Annotated in this window: 20 protein-coding genes; 14 read left to right on the top strand and 6 right to left on the bottom strand. The window is 73.4% G+C overall.

Annotated elements, in window-relative coordinates:
- Window positions 1-119 precede the first annotated feature (119 nt).
- From FKD65_RS44275 to FKD65_RS16620, 4 genes are read left to right on the top strand one after another with little or no spacing between them, the layout of a single operon-like run.
- On the top strand, window positions 120-956 hold the full coding sequence (locus FKD65_RS44275) for a hypothetical protein (RefSeq protein ID WP_168221067.1): 837 nt from the start codon (window positions 120-122) through the stop codon (window positions 954-956).
- Window positions 953-1,768 carry an alpha/beta fold hydrolase gene (locus FKD65_RS44270; protein ID WP_168221066.1) on the top strand — a complete coding sequence of 272 codons (816 nt, stop codon included), beginning with the start codon at window positions 953-955 and terminating at the stop codon, window positions 1,766-1,768. The genes FKD65_RS44275 and FKD65_RS44270 overlap by 4 nt, the downstream gene beginning before the upstream one ends.
- On the top strand, window positions 1,765-2,550 hold the full coding sequence (locus FKD65_RS16625) for an enoyl-CoA hydratase/isomerase family protein (protein ID WP_141578362.1): 786 nt from the start codon (window positions 1,765-1,767) through the stop codon (window positions 2,548-2,550). The genes FKD65_RS44270 and FKD65_RS16625 overlap by 4 nt, the downstream gene beginning before the upstream one ends.
- Entirely contained in the window at window positions 2,547-2,990 is a 444-nt protein-coding gene (locus FKD65_RS16620; protein ID WP_141578361.1) for a hypothetical protein, read from the top strand. The genes FKD65_RS16625 and FKD65_RS16620 overlap by 4 nt, the downstream gene beginning before the upstream one ends.
- A 51-nt stretch (window positions 2,991-3,041) precedes the next feature.
- On the opposite strand, the gene FKD65_RS16615 is transcribed toward FKD65_RS16620, so the two are convergent.
- Window positions 3,042-3,707, bottom strand: coding sequence for a TetR/AcrR family transcriptional regulator (locus FKD65_RS16615; RefSeq protein ID WP_141578360.1), 666 nt, complete (start codon window positions 3,705-3,707; stop codon window positions 3,042-3,044).
- Window positions 3,708-3,801: 94 nt separating this feature from the next.
- Here FKD65_RS16615 and FKD65_RS16610 point away from each other — a divergent pair, with 94 nt between their 5' ends.
- Entirely contained in the window at window positions 3,802-4,491 is a 690-nt protein-coding gene (locus tag FKD65_RS16610; protein ID WP_205718684.1) for a hypothetical protein, read from the top strand.
- Window positions 4,488-5,297 carry an SDR family oxidoreductase gene (locus FKD65_RS16605; RefSeq protein ID WP_141578359.1) on the top strand — a complete coding sequence of 270 codons (810 nt, stop codon included), beginning with the start codon at window positions 4,488-4,490 and terminating at the stop codon, window positions 5,295-5,297. Before FKD65_RS16610 ends, FKD65_RS16605 begins: the two co-directional genes overlap by 4 nt.
- Window positions 5,298-5,391: 94 nt before the next feature.
- Here FKD65_RS16605 and FKD65_RS16600 read toward each other — a convergent pair whose 3' ends face one another.
- The gene (locus tag FKD65_RS16600; protein ID WP_141578358.1) at window positions 5,392-6,999 is read right to left on the bottom strand and encodes a peptide chain release factor 3; all 1,608 of its coding nucleotides are present in this window, start codon (window positions 6,997-6,999) and stop codon (window positions 5,392-5,394) included.
- A 192-nt stretch (window positions 7,000-7,191) separates the two neighbouring features.
- Here FKD65_RS16600 and FKD65_RS16595 point away from each other — a divergent pair, with 192 nt between their 5' ends.
- On the top strand, window positions 7,192-7,911 hold the full coding sequence (locus FKD65_RS16595) for a spermidine synthase (protein WP_141578357.1): 720 nt from the start codon (window positions 7,192-7,194) through the stop codon (window positions 7,909-7,911).
- A gap of 7 nt (window positions 7,912-7,918) precedes the next feature.
- On the opposite strand, the gene FKD65_RS16590 is transcribed toward FKD65_RS16595, so the two are convergent.
- Window positions 7,919-8,557: a TetR/AcrR family transcriptional regulator gene (locus tag FKD65_RS16590; protein ID WP_141578356.1), complete on the bottom strand. Its 639-nt coding sequence runs from the start codon at window positions 8,555-8,557 to the stop codon at window positions 7,919-7,921.
- A 110-nt stretch (window positions 8,558-8,667) separates the two neighbouring features.
- On the opposite strand from FKD65_RS16590, the gene FKD65_RS16585 reads away from it, so the two are divergent.
- Window positions 8,668-9,672, top strand: a complete 1,005-nt coding sequence (locus tag FKD65_RS16585) for an oxygenase MpaB family protein (protein WP_141578355.1) — start codon at window positions 8,668-8,670, stop codon at window positions 9,670-9,672.
- Between the two features lie 77 nt (window positions 9,673-9,749).
- The gene (locus FKD65_RS16580; RefSeq protein WP_141578354.1) at window positions 9,750-11,900 is read left to right on the top strand and encodes an acyl-CoA dehydrogenase; all 2,151 of its coding nucleotides are present in this window, start codon (window positions 9,750-9,752) and stop codon (window positions 11,898-11,900) included.
- Between the two features lie 57 nt (window positions 11,901-11,957).
- Here the strand turns inward: FKD65_RS16580 and FKD65_RS16575 are convergent, their stop codons facing one another.
- From FKD65_RS16575 to FKD65_RS16565, 3 genes are all read right to left on the bottom strand, one after another.
- Complete coding sequence (locus FKD65_RS16575) at window positions 11,958-12,995, bottom strand: aldo/keto reductase (RefSeq protein WP_141578353.1); 1,038 nt, start codon at window positions 12,993-12,995, stop codon at window positions 11,958-11,960.
- 74 nt (window positions 12,996-13,069) lie between these two features.
- On the bottom strand, window positions 13,070-13,870 hold the full coding sequence (hypB, locus tag FKD65_RS16570) for a hydrogenase nickel incorporation protein HypB (RefSeq protein ID WP_141578352.1): 801 nt from the start codon (window positions 13,868-13,870) through the stop codon (window positions 13,070-13,072).
- On the bottom strand, window positions 13,863-14,201 hold the full coding sequence (locus tag FKD65_RS16565) for a hydrogenase maturation nickel metallochaperone HypA (protein ID WP_141578351.1): 339 nt from the start codon (window positions 14,199-14,201) through the stop codon (window positions 13,863-13,865). Before FKD65_RS16565 ends, hypB begins: the two co-directional genes overlap by 8 nt.
- Before the next feature lie 180 nt (window positions 14,202-14,381).
- Here FKD65_RS16565 and FKD65_RS16560 point away from each other — a divergent pair, with 180 nt between their 5' ends.
- From FKD65_RS16560 to FKD65_RS16540, 5 genes are all read left to right on the top strand, one after another.
- On the top strand, window positions 14,382-15,431 hold the full coding sequence (locus FKD65_RS16560; RefSeq protein WP_141578350.1) for a hydrogenase expression protein HypE: 1,050 nt from the start codon (window positions 14,382-14,384) through the stop codon (window positions 15,429-15,431).
- 121 nt (window positions 15,432-15,552) lie between these two features.
- Window positions 15,553-17,358, top strand: a complete 1,806-nt coding sequence (locus tag FKD65_RS16555; RefSeq protein WP_141578349.1) for a nickel-dependent hydrogenase large subunit — start codon at window positions 15,553-15,555, stop codon at window positions 17,356-17,358.
- Window positions 17,358-17,843 carry a NifU family protein gene (locus FKD65_RS16550; protein WP_141578348.1) on the top strand — a complete coding sequence of 162 codons (486 nt, stop codon included), beginning with the start codon at window positions 17,358-17,360 and terminating at the stop codon, window positions 17,841-17,843. Before FKD65_RS16555 ends, FKD65_RS16550 begins: the two co-directional genes overlap by 1 nt.
- On the top strand, window positions 17,840-18,520 hold the full coding sequence (locus FKD65_RS16545) for a DUF5947 family protein (RefSeq protein WP_240810183.1): 681 nt from the start codon (window positions 17,840-17,842) through the stop codon (window positions 18,518-18,520). The genes FKD65_RS16550 and FKD65_RS16545 overlap by 4 nt, the downstream gene beginning before the upstream one ends.
- Complete coding sequence (locus tag FKD65_RS16540; RefSeq protein ID WP_141578347.1) at window positions 18,517-18,720, top strand: hypothetical protein; 204 nt, start codon at window positions 18,517-18,519, stop codon at window positions 18,718-18,720. Before FKD65_RS16545 ends, FKD65_RS16540 begins: the two co-directional genes overlap by 4 nt.
- The last annotated feature ends 147 nt before the right edge of the window (window positions 18,721-18,867 follow it).

The raw sequence follows: 18,867 nt of genomic DNA, 5'->3' as shown, positions 1-18,867 counted from the left end.
CTGTGGATGTCAAGCGTCGGGATGAGGTCCTCATCTGTAGAGATACCTGGGCATTGACAGGGCGCTGAAGGACCAGGTTACTTTAATGTCTGATGTTTCCCTTGGCGGAGGAGGTCCCGGTGCCGGGTGAGGTGACGATCGTCGACGGCGGGGCGGTTCCCTGGGTCAACGGCCGCGACGTCTACGACACGATGGAGCCGGCCTTCCGGGACAACCTCGGCGATCCGGACCGGGTCGCCGGGCTGCTGTCCCGCTACTGGATGCGGTCCCTGTGGCACGACCCGGTGACGTCCCGCCGCATCGACCACGTCCGCACGGATCCGGGCTACCGCGACCTCTGCGAGGCGTACCACGACAGCGTGGAAGAGGCGCTCTTCCTCGGCGGCCGGGTCGAGCTCACCGCCGAAGGGGTGTTCGAGGCCGGCGACTACTTCTGGCGTCCGCCCGGCTGGGTGCATTCGGCGGCGACCGCGGAGGGCTTCGAGTGCCTCCTGATGATGGAGGGCGAATCCCCCGCCGACGGCAGCGGCCGCGTCTCCCGGGTGGTGCGCCCGGACGAGGACGCGGGGCGGCATGCCCGTCCCGGCCCGGCCGACCCGATCGGGCCCCGGGGCTACGTGCGCAGGAAGGAGGGCCGGTTCATGGTCTGGCGCGAGCACGACGACACGGTGACCCGGCTCGCGGACCGGGGCGTCCCCGGCCTGAGGTCGAAGACGCTGAGCAGCAACGCGGTCGCGGCCGGTGCCTCGGTGCTCGTCGACCTGCCCGCGGGCTGGTCGCGGCCGGTCCCGGCCGCCCGGCACGAGCGGTTCCTCATCTCGACCGAGGGCGTGCTCACCGCCGGCGGCGCCGGGCTGGAGCCCTGCTCCCTGATCGCCATCCCGGCCGGAGCGGAAGGCCCGCCGCTGGAGACCGCCGAGGGCGCCCGGCTGCTGGTGAAGGTGGCGGCGAGTTGAGGACGAGGGGCGGCTACGCGGACACCGGCTGGGGCCAGGTCCACTACCGGATCAACGGCGACTCCGGCCCCTGGATCGGCCTCTTCCACGAATCGCCCCTCTCCTCGGCCGTCTACGAGGACGTCCTGCCCCTGCTCGGCCGGCACGTCCGCGCGGTCGCGTTCGACACTCCCGGGTACGGGGCCTCCGACCCGCCGCCGGGGCCCGGCTTCGAGATACCCGACTACGGCGGAGTGCTCGCCCAGGCGGCGGCCGCGATCGGGATGGAGCGCCCCGTCCTCGGCGGCGTGCACACCGGGGCTTCCCTCGCGATCGCGGCGGCCGCCCGCCTGCGCGCCCGCGGCCTGGTCCTGAGCGGCGTCCCGCTGTTCGACGCGGACGAGCGGGCCGCGTTCCTCGCGGACTGGACGCCCGAGGCGCCGGTCGACGCCGAGGGCTCGCAGTTCGGCTGGGCCGTGGAGCGCTTCCAGCGCACCTGGGGGCCGGACGTCCCGCCCGGGATGCTTCATCTGGCGGCGGTGGAGCTGATGCGGGTGGCGGACCGCTACGACTGGGCCTACCGGGCGGCGTTCCGCCACGACCCCTCCGAGGCGCTGGCCGCGCTGGACGTGCCCGTCCTCCTGCTGGACGCCGAATTCGACATGCTCGCCCCCAAGGACCCCATCGCCATGGAACTGGCGCGCGACGCTCGCCTCGCCGTCCTGCCCGGCCTGCCCGGACAGCCGCACCTGCGCGCCCCGGACGACTACGCCCGCACCCTGCTGTGCTTCGTGCGGGAGACCGCCGACCTCGAAAGGGGACCACGCTCATGACCACGGTCGACGCGACGGTGACCGGGACGGCCATGACCGTCACGCTGAACGGCCCGGACCGGATGAACAGCCTGTCCCCGGACACCCTTGACGGTCTGAACGCCGCCCTGGACGCGGCCGAGCGGGACCCCGCCCTGACCTCCCTGGTGATCACCGGGGCCGGGCGGGCGTTCTGCGTCGGGATGGACATCGGCTTCCTCGGTGAGTGCTTCGCGGATCCGCCGGGGGTCTTCCTGCCCTTCATCCGGCGCTACCACGAGTTCCTCGACCGGCTGGAGGCGCTGCCGCTCCCGAGCGTCGCGGCGGTCAACGGGCTCGCCCGCGCCGGCGGCTTCGAGCTCCTGCTGGCCTGCGACTTCGTCATCGCCGCCGACGAGGCGAAGGTCGGCGACACCCACAGCGACTTCGGGATCGTGCCCGGGGCCGGGGCGTCCCAGCGGGCCCCGCGCAAGATCGGGGACCAGCGCGCCCGCGCGCTGCTGCTCGCCGGGCGCTGGCTGACGGGCCCGGAGATGGTCGACTGGGGCCTCGCCCTCGCCAGCGTCCCGCGGGCGGACCTGCCGGAGGAGGTGGCCCGGCTCACCGACGCGCTCGGCGACCGCTCCCGTGCCGTCACGGCGACCATCAAGCGGCTCCTGAACGCCGCCCCGGACGTGACCCTGGCCGAGGGGCTGCGCCTGGAGCGGGAGCTGTTCACCCGCTTCCACGAGGAGGTCGCCGACGCCGACGAGGGCTACCGCGCGTACGTGGAGAAGCGCCGCCCGGTCTGGAACAGCCGATGACGGAGACGTTCAGGACGCCGCCGGTCGAGGTGACCCAGCCCCTCATCGACGGCCTCGTCGGGCTCGGGGGCTTCACTCATCCGCTGTTCAACCCCGACCCCCGGCAACGGGCCGAGGGCGTTCGCGCCCCGATGCCGGGTCAGGGCGTCCTGCTCCTGGTGGGCGGTCTGGTCGAGCAGTCGGGCCTGCTCGACCATGCGATCGCCCTCGTCGGCCTGCGCGAGGTCCGCTTCCTGAAGATGCTCAAGGCGGGCACGACACTGCACGTCGAACTCACACCGGGCACGTCCGCGGTGACCTCCTCCGGCAAGGTGGTCCAGCACTACCGCTGGGCCGCGGTCGACGCCGAGGGTGCCCTGATCCTCGAAGCGGAGGCCCTCATGCTCGTGCGCCCGCAGGATGATCCGGCCGGGCCGGTCACGGGAGAGCAGGCGCCTTGACGGCGAGCCGCCCCGTTCATCGCCTCGTAGTCCGCGGCGGCCCGGCCCTGGTCAGGGGTTGCGGACGCGGTGGCGGGCGTGGGCGGCGGCGCCGTTGCCGGTGATGAGCCACAGGGTCGCCAGGTCGTCGATGAGGGCGTCCAGGGGGACGGCGACGGTGCCGTTCACCCAGGCCAGGATGGTCTCGGCGGTGCCGCCGACGACGAAGGGCGGGGCGGTCCGGGCGAGGGTGTCGGTGGTGAGCTCGACGCCGTGGATGGCGCGGGCGTGGTCCATGAGGATCCCGGTGAGGCCCTGGACGGCGGCGGTCCGGTGCTGCTGGATCAGCGGCGGGCCGCCGGCCGTGCCGAACAGGACCCGGGCCTTGCGGGGGTCGTCGGCGAGGGTGTGGACGACGGCGCCGATGGCGGCGTGGGCCTGGTCGGCCAAGGTGCGGCCGGCGGCCGCGGCGTAGGCGTCGAGCGCGGCTTGGCCGACCTCCTGGGAGACCTGGTCGATGGCCGCGACGGCGAGCTGGTCGAGGTCGGTGAAGCTCTCGTAGAAGTAGCGCTTGTTCAGCTCCGCCCGCCCGCACAGCCGCGCGACGGTCTCGGCCCGCCAGGTGCCGTCGGCCATGGAGGTGAGGGCGGCGTCCACGAGCCGCAGGCGGCGGCCCGCCCTGCGCTGGTCGGCGGACTGGCCGCCGTAGGCGCGCCCCCGGACCGTCTCCTCTGCCACCAGGTCATCGTGGCATCCCGCGGGACCCGCTCTTGACACCTCCCGCCCGCAATCTGGTACAAAAAAGTACCAGATCCGATGTGGGAGGTTCCCGATGACCACCGAACGTGCCGCCGCCGCGGTCCCGCGACCGGACGGCGAAGCCGCGGGATCGGGTGATCCGCTGCTGGACGAGCTGCGGGCGCTCGCCGCCGAGTCGCCCTGCCGGGCCCGGGTCGCGGGCTGGGAGTACCTGCGCGAACTGGGCCGCAAGGACGACCGCGCGGCGATCTCGGCGCTGTTCGCCCGGGGCCGGGCCCCGGGGGAGCTGGACGGCAGGCTGGAGGGCCTGATCGTCGGCAGTCTGTTCGCGATCCCGGAGGCGCGGCTGGCGAACCCGCTGCTGGCGATCGACCCGACCTGGCTCGGCAAGACCTTCGACGCCGCCTCCGGAACCGGCTTCAACCGGCTCATCCCGCTCGCCCGGTACGCGATGTGGGTGATCGCCCCCGGCTACCGCGGCCTGCGCCGCGGAGGGAAGGCGCTGGAGGGGTTCGACTTCGACCACGCCCTGGGCACCGGCCTGATCGAGCCGCACATCCCGGTCCTGGCCCTGGACTACGGCGTCCCCGCCTACCGCAACCCGAGCGTGCGGACGTTCCCCATCAAACGGACCCGCGACGAGATCGTGGAACTCGTCCCCGGCCTCTACCTCGGCCGCGCCCTGCTGACCATGCGCAGCGGCGAGATCCGCACCGTCGCCCACTTCGCGCTCCGCGAACCGGTCGCCGGGCTGCGCGCATGATCGAGCTGAAGGACGCGGTGGTGTGCGTGACCGGCGCCGCCCGGGGCATCGGCCGCTGCACGGCCGCCGCGCTGGCCGCCCGAGGCGCGCGCGTGTGGATCGGGGACGTCGACGGCGCCGCGGTCGCCGAGACGGCCTCCGACCTGGGCGTGAAGGGCCGTCTGCTGGACGTCACCGAGCCGGAGGGCTTCCGGTCGTTCCTGGAGGCCGCCCGCGCGGACGGCCCGATCGACATGCTGGTCAACAACGCGGGCATCATGCGGATGGGCGCGTTCTCCGAGCAGTCGCTGGCCGGCCACCACCACGAGATCGCCGTCAACCTGGCCGGCGTCGTCAACGGCACCTACCTCGTCCTGCCGGACATGGTCGCCCGGGGCCGCGGCCACATCGTGAACGTGGCGTCCATGGCCGCCAAGGTGACCACTCCCGGCATCGCGGTCTACTGCGCGACCAAGTTCGCCGTGGCGGCGCTGTCGCGCGCCGTGCGGGCCGAGCTGCACGGGACCGGCGTCACCCTCACCACGATCATGCCCGCCGCGACCCGTACCGAGCTCACCTCCGGCGTCTCCCTCGACCTCCAGCCGACGCTGCGGCCCGAGGACGTCGCCGAGGCGATCGTCGCCAGCGCCCGGCACGGCCGCCGGGAGGTCACCGTGCCGCGCTGGCTCGCCCCCATGGGCGCCCTGGAGCAGGCCCTGCCCGAACCCGCGCTGGAGACCCTCAAACGCGTCGTCACACGCCACCGCCCACCGGGCGACTTCGACCCCGAGGAGCGCCGCGCCTACCTCGACCGCACCGGCCCCTGACCCGCCACCCGCACGGACACGGCACGCCGACGCCGCCCCGTCCGCCCCGGCTGCGGCGAAGAGTGCCGACAGAGCCGGAACGGACGGCCGGGGATCAGTCGGAGACGCCGGCGGCGAGCATGGGGGTGAGGGTGACGTCGGGGTGTTCGCGTTCGATGGCGCGGACCCGCCACTTGTCGACGAAGACCGCGATGTAGGAGCCGTCGAGGGTGCGGGTGAGGACCTCGACACCGCGGCGGCCGGCGAGCGTCTCGGCGGACTCCTTGTCGGTGACGCGGGCGGTGGTGTAGTCGAGGCGGTTCAGCTCCACCGGCGCGCCGAACTCGTCGGCCATCCGCGCGGTGACGACGTCGAACTGGAGCGGACCGACCGCGGCCAGGACGGGGGCCTGGTCGCCGCGCAGGTCGCTGCGCAGCACCTGCACGACGCCCTCGCCGTCGAGCTGCTCGATGCCGCGGCGGAACTGCTTGGTCCGGCTGTTGTCCTTGACCCGCGCCACCATGAAGTGCTCGGGGGCGAACGCCGGGATCGGCGGGAAGGCGACGGGAGTCTTGGCGTACAGGGTGTCGCCGACGGTCAGGCCCGTGGTGTTCGGCAGGCCGATCACGTCTCCCGGGTAGGCGGCGTCCAGGGTGGAGCGGTCGCGGCCGAAGACCGTCTGGGCGTACTTGGTCGCCAGCGGGCGCCCGGTCGGGCCGTGGGTGAGGGTCATGCCGCGCTCGAACCGGCCCGAGCAGACCCGGATGAAGGCCAGCCGGTCGCGGTGCGCCTTGTCCATCCCGGCCTGGACCTTGAACACCTGCCCGGAGAACGGCGCGGACACCGGGCGTGCGCGGCCCTCGGCGTCGGTGCGCGCGGAGGGCGCGGGCGCGAGCTCGCGGACGGTCTCCAGCAGCGCGCCCACGCCGAAGTTGGGCAGCGCGGCGCCGAACAGCACGGGGGTGCTGGTGCCGGCGGCGAAGGCGTCCATGTCGAGGACGGCGCCGATCTCGTCGAGCAGCGCGAGCTCCTCGGTCGCGGTCGTCCAGGCCCCGCCCTCCTCGGCGGCGGCCCGGTCGGCCGGGACGCGCTCGGCGATCGCGCGGGTGGCGCCGCCGGGGGTGCGGCGGAACCGGGTGTAGGAGCCGTCGGCGCGGTCGATCAGGCCGCGGAAGTCGCCCGCGACCCCGACCGGCCAGTTCAGCGGAGCCGGGTGCAGGCCGATGCGCTGCTCGACCTCGTCCAGCAGCTCCAGCGGCTCGCGGCCCGGCCGGTCCCACTTGTTGACGAACGTGATGACGGGGATGCCGCGGTGGCGGCACACGTCGAAGAGCTTGAGGGTCTGCGCCTCCAGGCCCTTGGCCGAGTCCAGCAGCATGATCGCCCCGTCGACGGCGGCGAGCACGCGGTAGGTGTCCTCGGAGAAGTCGGCGTGGCCGGGGGTGTCGAGCAGGTTCAGCAGGGCGCCGCCGAACTCGAACCGCAGCACCGAGGAGGTGATGGAGATGCCGCGCGAGCGCTCCATGTCCATCCAGTCGGACCGCACGCCCTGGCGCCCGGCCTTGCCGTGGACCGCGCCCGCCTGCTCGATCGCCTGCGCGTGCAGCGCCAGCGCCTCGGTCAGGGTGGACTTGCCCGCGTCCGGGTGACTGATCACCGCGAAGGTCCGGCGCCGCGCCGCCTCCGCCGCGACGTCCTCCGGCGTCCCGATTCCGGCGCTCACCGTGCTCCTCTCCCGTGCCGCGCCCGTACCGCCGGACGCCTCCAACCGCGGGCGGCGGTCGCCGTTCCGGATCCCGTCACCGCCTCGCGCACCTAACCTTACGTAGAACTCGGTGCGGGCGAGTCGGCGGAGACGGCTCGCACGGGGCGCGGGCCCCGCGGAACCGACCGGACCTCACGAGGATGTGGACCCATGGGCGCACGTTTCGAAGAGCTCGACTGGCGTCCGACGCCCAAGGGCGACATCAGCCTCCGGCGGCGCAGGGACCCCGCCTCGGGCGTCGACGTCTACGAGATCAAACTCGACGACGACTTCCTGATGTCGAGCCTGTGGACGGAGGGCGAGACCGAACTCGCCCGTCTCGGCCTGGCCGCCGCGCCGGGCGAGGCGCTCGACGTCGTCGTGGGCGGGCTCGGCCTCGGCTACACCGCGCAGGCCGCCCTGGACGATCCCCGCGTGCGCTCGCTCGTGGTGGTGGAGGCCCTCGGCGAGGTCATCGAATGGCATCGGGCGGGGCTGGTTCCGCTGGGCGAGGGCCTGGCGACGGACTCCCGCTGCCGGCTGGTCCAGGGCGACTTCTTCGCCATGGCCTCCTCGCCGGACGGGCTGGACCCGGGAGATCCGGAAGCCCGCTTCCACGCGGTCCTGCTCGACATCGACCATTCGCCGCGCCACGTCCTCGACCCCGGCCACGCCTCGTTCTACCGGCCCGAGACGCTGGGCCGCCTGGCCGGCCGGCTCCACCCCGGCGGCGTCTTCGCCCTCTGGTCGAACGAGCCCCCCGACGACGGCTTCACCGCCGTGCTCGACGGGGTGTTCGCCGACGCGGCGGCGCACGTCGTGGAGTTCCCCAATCCCGTCCAGGGCGGTACCGCGGCCAACACCGTCTACGTCGCGCGCACGCCGGGGTGAGACGGGCCTACCCGCCGGCGAGGTGCGGGGCGGCCTTGGCGTGCAGGGCGAGGGAGAGCTCGACGGCGCTGTCGACCACCGCGTCGAGGTCGTCGCCCAGCCGGCCGTCGGCCCACTGCTGCGCCAGCTCGGTCATCGCGCCGGTGAACATCGTCGCGGCGACGACGACGGCCAGCGGCGGGCTCTCGGCGCGGCTCATCGCGAGGACGCCCTCCAGCAGGGCGGTCTGCGCGGCGCGGCGGCGCTCGGCCAGCACCTCGTTGCCGCGCGCCTCGGCGAACAGGACGCGTCCGCGCCGGGGGTCGTCGCTGATGAAGCTCAGCACGGCGCGGATGCCCGTGCGGGTGCGGACGTCCGGCTGGGGGCCCGCCTCGTCCAGGGCGCGGGCCAGCACGTCGCCGAGCGAGGCGGCCTCCCGGTCGTAGACGGCGGCGAGCAGCTCGCCGGTGCCGGCGAAGCCCTCGTAGAAGTAGCGCGTGTGCAGTTCGGCCTCGCGGCAGACGGCGCGGACGGTGAGGCCCGCCTCGCCCTCCTCTCCGAACAGCCGGAACGCGGCCCGGACGAGCATGGCGCGCCGCTCGTCGCGGCGCCTGCTCGCGGGGACCCCGGCCCACCGTGTGGACGCGGCCGTGCGCGTGCTCGCCATGCCGGTCACCCTACCCCCGCGCGGCCGCTCGCCCCCGAAGTCTGGACACAGTTGTACCCAGACACTTACTCTGGATACACCTGTCACCAGAATGGGCCCGGGAGTGCGGCATGTCATCGAGGACCAACATCATCGGGGCGCGGTTCGAGCGGACCTTCGACGCCGAGATCCGATCCAGGTTCTTCCGCGGCCTGGAGTTCGCCGGTCCGGAGGGGGACCCGGGCTGGTTCGGGCCCGGCAGCGCGGTCTGGTACGTCCACTCGCACCTGCCGACCCTCCTGCTCGGGCTGGTCGGCGCCGCCTACATCGAGGGCCTGGACCCGAGCATCAGCTGGATGGCCTACGACCACTCCCGCATCCCCGAGCGCGCCGATGGCATCCCGACCGGCGGCATCGACCCCGAGGGCGCGGCGGTGCGGCTCGGGCACTCCCTGTCGTTCTTCATCGGGACGGCCTACGGCTCCACCGCGACGGCCGAGCGCCTCGCCCGGACCGTCCGCGCCATGCACCACACGGTGAAGGGCACCCGCCCGGACGGGCTGCCCTACGACGCCGACGACCCCGAGTGGCTGCGCTGGAACTACGCCACCGTCGTGTGGGGGCTGGCGACCGCGCACGAGCGCTACCACCGCCGCCCGCTCAGGGGCGACGGCCTGGAGCGCTACTACCGCGAGTTCGTCCGCGTCGGCGAGGCCCTGGGCGGGACGGACCTGCCCGCCACCAAGGCGGAGGTCGCCGAGTGCCTGGAGTCCTACCTGCCCCGCCTCGCGCTCACCCCGATCAAGGCGTTCGGGACCGGCCCCAACCTGCGCGACAGCAAGGCCAGGCCGTGGGAGCCCGGCAGCCCGTTCATGGACTGGGCGGCCCGCGACATGCTGCCGGAGTGGGCGCGCAAGCTCGCCCTCTACCAGCCGCCCAACCCGGTGGCGCTGCGGTTGCGCCGGACGGCGCTCTGGGTCGCCCTCAACGCCCTGCACGACGCCACCGGGCCGCTGCCGGAGTTCCGCCAGGCGCGGGCCCGGGTCGCGGCGGGCGCGTCGGCGCCGGTCGCCTCCACCGCGCCGACCGCGCCCGACCCGGCGCTGACCCGCGCGGAGGTGGAGGCCACCGCCTGATCCGGCGCCCCCTCGCCCTGGACAGTAACCGAATGCCATTCTAGTGTTCTGGACAGGACGGAAAGCCTGGAGGGGCAATGGCGATCGCCATCAGCGACGAACACCGCGAGCTGGCACGGACGGCGCGCTCGTTCCTGCGCGACCAGAAGGCGCGGGCCGCCAACCGCGCCCTGCTGGACGCGGAGAGCGAGACCCTGCCCGCCTTCTGGACGGGCTTCGCCGCGCTCGGGCTGCTCGGCCTGCACCTGCCCGAGGAGCACGGCGGCGGGGGAGCGGGCCTGCCGGAGCTGGTCGTGGTCGCCGAGGAGCTCGGCCGCGCCGCCGCGCCGGGCCCGATGCTGCCGACGATGATCGCCTCCGCCGCGCTCGCGGCGGACGGCGACGGGGAGCGCAGGGCCCGGCTCCTGCCCGGCCTGGCGTCGGGCGCGACCCCGGCGGCCCTCGGCCTGGACGGCTCGCTCACCGTGACCGGCGGCGCCGCGACCGGGGACGCGGGCGTCGTGCTGGGCGGCGGCCTCGCGGAACTGCTCGTCCTGCCCGCCGGTGACGACCTGGTCGTGGTGCGGGCGGACGCGCCGGGCGTCACCGTCGAGGTGCCCGGGAACCTGGACCCGGCCCGCCGCTCCGCGCGCGTCCGGCTCGACGGCGCCGCCGTGGAGGTCCTCCCCGGCGCCCGCGCGCACGCCACCGCCGTCGCCCGGACGCTGATGTCCGCCGAGGCGGTCGGCGGCGCGCTGGAATGCGTCGACACCGCCACCGCGTACGCGAAGGTGCGCCGGCAGTTCGGGCGGCCGATCGCGACGTTCCAGGCGGTCAAGCACCACTGCGCGAACATGCTCGTCGCCGCGGAGCTGGCCACCGCCGCGGTGTGGGACGCGGCGCGGGCCGCCTCCGGCCCGGCCGACCAGTTCGAGCTGGCGGCGGCCGTGGCGGCGGCGCTCGCCCTGCCCGCGTTCACCGCCAATGCCGGCCTGAACATCCAGGTCCACGGCGGGATCGGCTTCACCTGGGAGCACGACGCCCACCTGCTGCTGCGCCGGGCCGCCACGCTGGAGGCGGTCGGCGACCCGCACGCGGCGGAGCGCGACGTGACCCGGCTGCGGACGGCCGGGGTCGTCCGGGAGGCGAGCCTCGACCTGCCGCCCGAGGCCGAGGCGCGGCGCCCGGAGATCCGCGAGCTGGCCCGGGAGATCGCCGCGCTGCCCAAGGCCGAGCAGCGCGAGAGGCTCATCGAGACCGGCTACGTCCAGCCGCACTGGCCGCGCCCCTGGGGCGTGGAGGCGAGCGCTGGGCTCCAGCTCGTCATCGAGGACGAGTTCCGCGCCGCCGGGGTGAAGCGCCCCCAGCTCGGCATCACCGGCTGGGTGATCCTCACGCTCGTCCAGCACGGGACCCAGGACCAGATCGACCGGTGGGTGCGCCCGGCGCTCACCGGCGAGGAGGTCTGGTGCCAGCTGTTCAGCGAGCCCGAGGCCGGCTCGGACGCGGCCGCCGTGAAGACCCGCGCCGTCAGGACGGACGGCGGCTGGATCGTCAACGGCCAGAAGGTGTGGACGAGCGGCGCCCAGTACTGCCGCTGGGGCTTCGCCACCGTCCGCACCGACCCGGACGCCCCGAAGCACTCGGGCGTCACCATGGTGGTCGTCGACATGCGTCACCCCGGCGTGGAGGTCCGGCCGCTCCGCCAGACGACCGGCGCCAGCGACTTCAACGAGGTGTTCTTCTCCGACGTCTTCGTCCCTGACGCCGATGTCGTCGGGGAGCCCGACAAGGGCTGGTCGGTCGCGCGCGCCACGCTCGGCAACGAGCGGGTCAGCATCGGCGGCGGCGTCGGGGGCCCGCCCGGACCCGACGTGTTCCGGCTCTACGCCGAGCGCGGCGACCGCGTCCCGGCGGCGGCCGAGCGCGTCGGCGCGTACGCCGCCGAGGAGCAGGCCCTCCGGCTGCTCAACCTCCGCTCGGCCGAGCGCGCCGTCGCGGGCGGCGAGCCGGGCCCCGAGGGGAACATCACCAAGCTCGTCCTCGCCGAGCACGGCCACGCCACCGCCGCCCTCCTCGCGGAGTTCGCCGGGCCCGAGACCGCGTTCGACGAGGGGCTCGGCCAGTTCGCGGGCCTGATGCGCCTCGGGTCGCGCGGCATGTCGATCGCGGGCGGCACCTCCGAGATCACCCGCAACCAGATCGCCGAGCGCATCCTCGGCCTGCCGCGCGACCCGCTGATCCGCTGACCGGTCCGGCCCCGGCGCGGTCACGCCGGGGCCGGGGCCCTGTCCACGACCGGTGGTTCAGGACCGGCGGCGGTGGCCCGTTTCCAGGGACGGGTTGCCCGTCCTGTGGTTGATGCCGGCCATGTCGGTCCCCGGCGGGACGACCTCGTCGATCGCGTCGAGGATGGCGGCGTCGAGCCGGACGTCGGCGGCCGCGAGAAGGTCCTCCAGCTGCGCCATCGTCTTCGGCCCGATGATCGTCGAGGTGATCGCCGGGTGCTCGGCGACGAACCCGAGGGCCAGGTGGGTCAGCGAGAGGCCCGCCTGCTCGGCGATCTTGCCGAGGCGCTCCACGGCGTCGTAGCGGGCCGAGGCGCTGGGGTCGGCGTCGACGGTGCGGCCGCGCCACACCGGGTTGTCCGAGGGCGCGAAGCGGGCGCCCTCGGGGGCCTGCTCGCCGCGCCGGTACTTGCCGGTGAGCCAGCCGCCGGCGAGCGGGCTCCACGGGATGACGCCCATGCCGTGCCGCCGCGCGGCGGGCAGCATGGACTCCTCGATCGACCGGGCGAAGATCGAGTACTGCGGCTGCTCGCAGACGAACCGGACGCCGCCCCGGCGCTCGGCGGCCCACTGCGCCTCGACGATCCAGTCGGCGGGGAAGGACGACGACCCGACGTACAGCACCTTGCCCTGGCGGACGAGGTCGGTGAGCGCGTCGAGGGTCTCCTCGAGGTCGGTGTCCCACTCGCGGCGGTGCATCTGGTACAGGTCGATGCGGTCGGTGCCGAGGCGGCGCAGGCTGTCCTCCACGGCGCGGACGATGTAGCGCCGCGAGCCGCCCCGCGAGTTGCGCTCCTCGCCGAGCGGGAAGAAGAACTTGGTCGCGAGGACGACGTCGTCGCGGCGGCCCCTGAGGGCCCTGCCGACGATCTCCTCGCTCTCCCCGGTGGAGTACATGTCGGCGGTGTCGATGAAGTTGATCCCGGCGTCCAGCGCCCGGTGGACGATCCGCACGGACTCCTCGTGGTCGGGGTTGCCGACGGCGCCGAACATCATCGCGCCGAGGGTCTGGGTGCTGACCTCGACGCCGGTACGACCGAGTTTGCGGTACTGCATGCGTGCTCCTCGTCAGGCGAACGCGCTGGGTTGGGCGGACGCGCTGAACGCTAGGTGCTGGAGCGCGCTCCAGGTCAAGCGCCGCTCGCCGCCTCGGCGAGCCAGTCGTACCAGGCGTCCAGGCCGTCGCCGCGCGTCGCCGAGACGGGCAGGACGAGCAGCCCGGGGCACAGCCGGCGGGCCGCGTCCCGGCAGGCGTCCACGTTGAAGTCGACGTAGGGCAGCAGGTCGGTCTTGTTGAGCAGCAGGACGTCCGCGCCGCGGAACATGTGCGGGTACTTCAGCGGCTTGTCGGCGCCCTCGGTGACGGACATGAGCACGACGCGGGCCCGCTCGCCGAGGTCGAACAGCGCCGGGCAGACGAGGTTTCCGACGTTCTCGACGAACACCGTCGAGCCGTCCGGCGGCGCCAGCGCGGCCAGCGCACCGGCCACCATCGCGGCGTCGAGGTGGCAGCCCGCGCCGGTGTTGACCTGGACGGTCCGGGCCCCGGCCGCGATGAGGCGCCGCGCGTCCAGCAGCGTCTCCTGGTCGCCCTCGATCACCGAGATCGGCCGGTCGTCGCCCAGGTCGGCGACCGTGCGCTCCAGCAGCGTGGTCTTCCCCGAACCGGGGGAGCTCATCACGTTGAGCGCGGTGATGCCGCGTTCGGCCAGCCACTCCCGGTTCCGGGCGGCCAGTTCGTCGTTGCGGGCCAGGACCCTGCGGCCCAGCGGGACGACGTGCCCCTCCTCCTCATGCCCGAGGTCGTGCCCCATGTCGTGGACGTGCCCGTGCACGCGCACCTCCCCGGCGTCGCCGTGGACGTGCCCGGGGGCCGTCAGGGTCGTCAGGCGCGCGGCGTCCCCGCCGTCGCAGCCGCAGCTCTCACACATCGTCGGCGACCTCCACCGCTTTGATCGTCAGGTCGGCGCCGCCGCTGATCACCACGTCGGCGCTGCCGCACGGGCACACCGCGAGCGGATCGCGCGCGGGGAACGAGGCCCCGCAGGCCGTGCAGTCGCCGACGCCCTCCGGCTCGGTGATGTCGAGCCGCGCGCCCTCGACGCAGGTCCCCTCGCCGGCCAGTTCGAAGCAGAAACGCACCGCGTCCGGCATGACTCCGGAAAGTCTCCCTATTTCGAGGTGGACCACCACCACCCGCGAATCGGGCAATTGGGTAGAAATTGCCGCTATGACGCTCTCCGTGACGGTCAATTCGTGCACGCGTCCTCCCGGCCCGCTTCCATTGCCCCACCGCCGTTCTGCTGCCCCGATCCCCCCAGTTCAAACGGCGTTTTTACCGAACCGAGGAAAGGGGTTGAGGCGCTTTTCGGGCGGTGTTTCGGGCCGATTCCGCAGGGCAACCGCATGGGTGATGACCTGAGCCGGCCGAGGGGGGAAGCGATGACGAGCACCGCTCCGGCGGAACCGCTCACGGACGAGATCCACATTCTGTGGACGTCCGAGGGAATGAGCTGCGACGGGGACACGGTCTCGGTGACCGCGGCCTCGCTGCCGAGCATCGAGGACGTCGTCCTCGGCGCGATACCGGGACTGCCGAAGGTGCACCTGCACAACAAGGTGCTCGCCTACGAGAACGGCGACGAGTTCATGGAGGCGTTCCGGCAGGCCGCGCGCGGCGAGCTGGCGCCGTTCGTCCTCGTCGTCGAGGGCTCGATCCCGAACGAGAACATCAACGGGGACGGCTACTGGACGTCGATGGGCAACGACCCCGAGACCGGCGAGCCGATCACTGTCAACGAGTGGATCGACCGGCTCGCGCCGAAGGCGTGGGCGGTCGTCGCGATCGGCACCTGCGCGACCTACGGCGGCATCCACGCGATGGCGGGCAACCCGACCGGCTGCATGGGCCTCGCCGACTACCTCGGCTGGGACTTCCGGTCCGCGGGCGGGCTGCCGATCGTGAACGTGCCGGGCTGCCCCGTCCAGCCGGACAACTTCATGGAGACGCTGCTCTGGGTGCTGCACCAGGCGGCCGGGCTGGCGCCGGTCATCCCGCTGGACGAGAAGCTGCGCCCGACGTGGCTGTTCGGCAAGACCGTCCACGAGGGCTGCGACCGCGCCGCCTACTACGAGCAGGCCGACTTCGCGCGCGACTACAACTCGCCGAAGTGCCAGGTGAAGATCGGCTGCTGGGGCCCGGTGGTGAACTGCAACGTCACCAAGCGCGGCTGGATGGACGGCGTCGGTGGCTGCCCGAACGTGGGCGGCATCTGCATCGGCTGCACGATGCCCGGCTTCCCGGACAAGTTCATGCCGTTCATGGACGAGCCGCCCGGGGCGAGCCTCTCCACCACGCTGCTCAGGTCCTACGGGCCGTTCATCCGGACGATGCGGTCGATCACCAACAGGGGCGCCAACCGGGAGCCGAAGTGGCGCCACAACCGGGAGCGGCTGACCAGCGGCTACCAGCCCCGCTGGCCGCACCAGTGAACGGCGGCCGCGCCGCGGGGCCGGCACGGCCCGGCCATCGGGGACACGAGCGGAGGACGGCCGCGCCGGCGGACGGCGGACGGGCCGGGGAACAGGGGCGACAGATGAAGCGGGGCGAGTCATGAAGCAGGGGACGGCGGCGCGCGGGGAACGGGCGGCCACGCAGGCGGGCCTCGTGGAGGTGGCGTTCGACCCGATCACCCGGATCGTCGGCAACCTCGGCATCTACACCAAGATCGATTTCGCGAACGGGCAGGTGGCCGAGTGCCGGAGCACCTCGTCCATCTTCCGCGGCTACAGCGTGTTCATGAAGGGCAAGGACCCGCGCGACGCGCACTTCATCACCAGCCGGATCTGCGGCATCTGCGGCGACAACCACGCGGTCTGCTCGATCTACGCCCAGAACATGGCGTACGGGATCAAGCCGCCGCCGCTCGCCGAGTGGATCGTCAACCTCGGCGAGGCCGCCGAGTACATGTTCGACCACACGCTGTTCCAGGACAACCTGGTCTTCGTCGACTTCTGCGAGCGGATGGTCGCCGAGACGAACCCGAGCCTGCTGGCGACGGCCAAGAACACCGACGCGCCGCGCGGCTCGGTCCACGGGTTCCGCACGATCGCCGACATCATGGCGGCGTTCAACCCGTTCGAGGGCTCGGTCTACAAGGAGGCCCTCCAGCTCAGCCGCATCACCCGCGAGATGATCTGCCTGATGGAGGGGCGGCACGTCCACCCGTCCACCCTGTACCCGGGCGGCGTGGGGACGGTCGCGACCCCGCAGGTGTTCACCGACTACCTCGTCCGGCTGACCCGCTGCCTCGACTTCGTCAAGCGGGCCGTCGCGATGAACGACGACATCTTCGACTTCTTCCTGGAGGCGCTGCCCGGCTACGACCAGGTCGGCCGGCGGCGGACGCTGCTCGGCTGCTGGGGCGCCTTCCAGAACCCGGACGTCTGCGACTACGACTACCGGCACATGTCCGAGTGGGGGCGGGCCGCCTACGTCACCCCGGGCGTCGTCGTCGACGGGCGACTCGTCACGACGGACCTGGTCGACATCAACCTCGGCATGCGGATCCTGCTGGGCAGCTCCTACTACGACGACTGGGTCAACGAGGAAACCTTCGTCAAGGAGGACCCGCTCGGCAACCCGATCGACCAGCGGCACCCGTGGAACCAGACGACGCTGCCGAACCCGCAGAGGCGCGACCTCGACGGCGGCAAGTACAGCTGGGTGATGAGCCCGCGCTGGCGCCACCCCCAGACCGGCGACCACCTCGCGCTCGACACCGGCGGCGGGCCGCTCGCCCGGCTGTGGGCGACCGCGCTGGCCGGCGAGGTGGACACCCCGTACGTCCGCTCCACCGGGCACAGCGTCCAGATCGACCTGCCGAAGACCCCCGGGATGCCGGAGGTCAACCTGGAGTGGAAGCCGCCGCAGTACGCCAACACGATCGAACGCGACCGGGCCCGCGCCTACTTCATCGCCTACGCCGCGGGGATGGCGCTGTACTTCGCCGAGAAGGCCCTCGACGAGGTCCGGGGCGGGCGCACGAAGGTGTTCACCGACTTCGACGTCCCGGACGAGGCGATCGGCTGCGGGTTCCACGAGGCCGTCCGCGGCGTGCTGTCGCACCACCTCGTCATCCGCGACGGCAAGATCGCCAACTACCATCCGTACCCGCCGACGCCATGGAACGCCAGCCCGCGCGACTCCTACGGCACGCCCGGCCCGTACGAGGACGCCGTCCAGGGGCAGCCGATCTTCGAGGAGAACGGCCCGGACGACTTCAAGGGCATCGACATCATGCGGACCGTCCGCAGCTTCGACCCGTGCCTGCCGTGCGGCGTGCACATGTACGTCGGCAACGGCCGGACGATCGAGAAGCGGCACTCGCCGATGTTCGGCGCCCAGGAAGAGCACTGATGGGCTGGGACGACGAGCGCGTGCGGGAGCACGTCCAGCGCCTGGAAGGGCTGCTCGACGGGCTCGACCCGGGGGCGCACCAGGCCGTCCAGTCGCTGGTGGAGCTGTACGGGGAGGCGCTCGACCGGATCGTCCGGCTCGCCGCGGACGCCTCGGCCCTGGCCGGCGACGAGCTCGTCGGCCACCTGCTGGTCATGCACGGCCTGCACCCGGAGACGCCGGACGTGCGGGTCAGGCGGGCGCTCGCCGCGCTGGAGGGGTTCCTGGCGAAGCACCGCACCTCGGTGGAGTTCGCCGGGATCGACGGGGAGGCGGTGCGGCTGAAGGTCGCGACCGAGGGGCGCGCCGCCGCGTCCCGCCCGGTGCTGGACGCCGTGGAGCGGGCCGCCCTCGCCGCGGCGCCGGAACTGGAGCGGGTCGAGATCGAGGCGCCCGCGCCGGAGAAGGTGCTGATCACCCTGGACCAGGTGCGGAGCCGCGTATGACGCCCGCGCTCTCCACTCCGCGCCTCGCGGCGCTGGCCTCGGCTCCGCCGCCTCCGGCGGGGCCGCGGGCCGAGCCCGAGGAGCGGTGCGAGCTGTGCGCCGAACCCCTGCACGGCGCGCACCGGCACCTGCTCGACCTGGAGAAGGGCGAGCTGCTGTGCGCGTGCGGGGCGTGCACCCTGCTGTTCGACGGCCGGCCGGCGGGCGGGCGGCACTACCGGCTCGTCCCGGACCGGCGGCGCGAACTGACCGGCTTCCGCCTGGAGGGCCCGCTGTGGGCGGGTCTCGGTATCCCGGTCGAACTGGCCTTCTTCTCCGTCTCGGAGACGGGAGAGGTCACCGCCCGCTACCCGAGCCCGGCCGGGGCGCTGCACGCGGTCGTGAACGCCGCGAGCTGGCGGCGCGTGGCCGAGGCCAACCCCGTCCTGGCGGAGCTTCGCCCCGACGTGGAGGCGCTCGTCGTGCACCGGGCGCGCGGCGCGGCCGAGCACTGGATCCTCCCGATCGACGACTGCTACCGGCTCACCGCCCTCCTGCGCGAGCACTGGACGGGCTTCACCGGCGGCGACGCGGTCTGGGACCGCATCGGCGCGTTCTTCGCCGAGTTGAGGGCGGCCGGCGAGAAGGCGGCGCGCACCGAGGGGCGGACAGGCACCGAGGAGAGGAGCACACGATGATCAAGGTGGGGAAGCCCGACGTGTCGCCGGACACGCCCTCGCACACGAGGGGCGTCCACGAGGGCAACGCGGTGGGCAACTACGACAAGCAGGTCGGGCACCTGCCCGACGGCACGTCCACCGCGGCGCGCTCGACGGGGATCAACCCGGGGACGCACGGTCCGATCCTCGATTCGATGCCCAATTTGTCCCCCGCATGAGCGCAGCGAACCGGGGGGTGTGGGGGGTCGTCCCCCCACCTGGAGGCACAGCATGAGCGCAGCGAACCGGGGGGTGTGGGGGGTCGTCCCCCCACCTGGAGGCACAGCATGAGCGCAGCGAACCGGGGGTGTGGGGGGTCGTCCCCC

It is taken from the genome of Actinomadura sp. WMMA1423 (assembly GCF_006547145.1).
In the GTDB taxonomy this organism is placed as follows: Bacteria; Actinomycetota; Actinomycetes; order Streptosporangiales; family Streptosporangiaceae; genus Spirillospora.
Note: the sequence above shows the minus strand (reverse complement) of the source record. Positions and strands in the feature narration are given on the sequence as shown.

Excerpts from the sequence above, each read along its gene's own strand:
- FKD65_RS16625 (WP_141578362.1), top strand. The coding sequence starts at position 1,765 with ATGACCACGGTCGACGCGACGGTGACCGGGACGGCCATGACCGTCACG.
- FKD65_RS16620 (WP_141578361.1), top strand. The coding sequence starts at position 2,547 with ATGACGGAGACGTTCAGGACGCCGCCGGTCGAGGTGACCCAGCCCCTC.
- FKD65_RS16610 (WP_205718684.1), top strand. The coding sequence starts at position 3,802 with ATGACCACCGAACGTGCCGCCGCCGCGGTCCCGCGACCGGACGGCGAA.
- FKD65_RS16605 (WP_141578359.1), top strand. The coding sequence starts at position 4,488 with ATGATCGAGCTGAAGGACGCGGTGGTGTGCGTGACCGGCGCCGCCCGG.
- FKD65_RS16595 (WP_141578357.1), top strand. The coding sequence starts at position 7,192 with ATGGGCGCACGTTTCGAAGAGCTCGACTGGCGTCCGACGCCCAAGGGC.
- FKD65_RS16590 (WP_141578356.1), bottom strand. The coding sequence starts at position 8,557 with ATGGCGAGCACGCGCACGGCCGCGTCCACACGGTGGGCCGGGGTCCCC.
- FKD65_RS16585 (WP_141578355.1), top strand. The coding sequence starts at position 8,668 with ATGTCATCGAGGACCAACATCATCGGGGCGCGGTTCGAGCGGACCTTC.
- FKD65_RS16580 (WP_141578354.1), top strand. The coding sequence starts at position 9,750 with ATGGCGATCGCCATCAGCGACGAACACCGCGAGCTGGCACGGACGGCG.
- FKD65_RS16575 (WP_141578353.1), bottom strand. The coding sequence starts at position 12,995 with ATGCAGTACCGCAAACTCGGTCGTACCGGCGTCGAGGTCAGCACCCAG.
- hypB (WP_141578352.1), bottom strand. The coding sequence starts at position 13,870 with ATGTGTGAGAGCTGCGGCTGCGACGGCGGGGACGCCGCGCGCCTGACG.
- FKD65_RS16560 (WP_141578350.1), top strand. The coding sequence starts at position 14,382 with ATGACGAGCACCGCTCCGGCGGAACCGCTCACGGACGAGATCCACATT.
- FKD65_RS16555 (WP_141578349.1), top strand. The coding sequence starts at position 15,553 with ATGAAGCAGGGGACGGCGGCGCGCGGGGAACGGGCGGCCACGCAGGCG.
- FKD65_RS16550 (WP_141578348.1), top strand. The coding sequence starts at position 17,358 with ATGGGCTGGGACGACGAGCGCGTGCGGGAGCACGTCCAGCGCCTGGAA.
- FKD65_RS16545 (WP_240810183.1), top strand. The coding sequence starts at position 17,840 with ATGACGCCCGCGCTCTCCACTCCGCGCCTCGCGGCGCTGGCCTCGGCT.
- FKD65_RS16540 (WP_141578347.1), top strand. The coding sequence starts at position 18,517 with ATGATCAAGGTGGGGAAGCCCGACGTGTCGCCGGACACGCCCTCGCAC.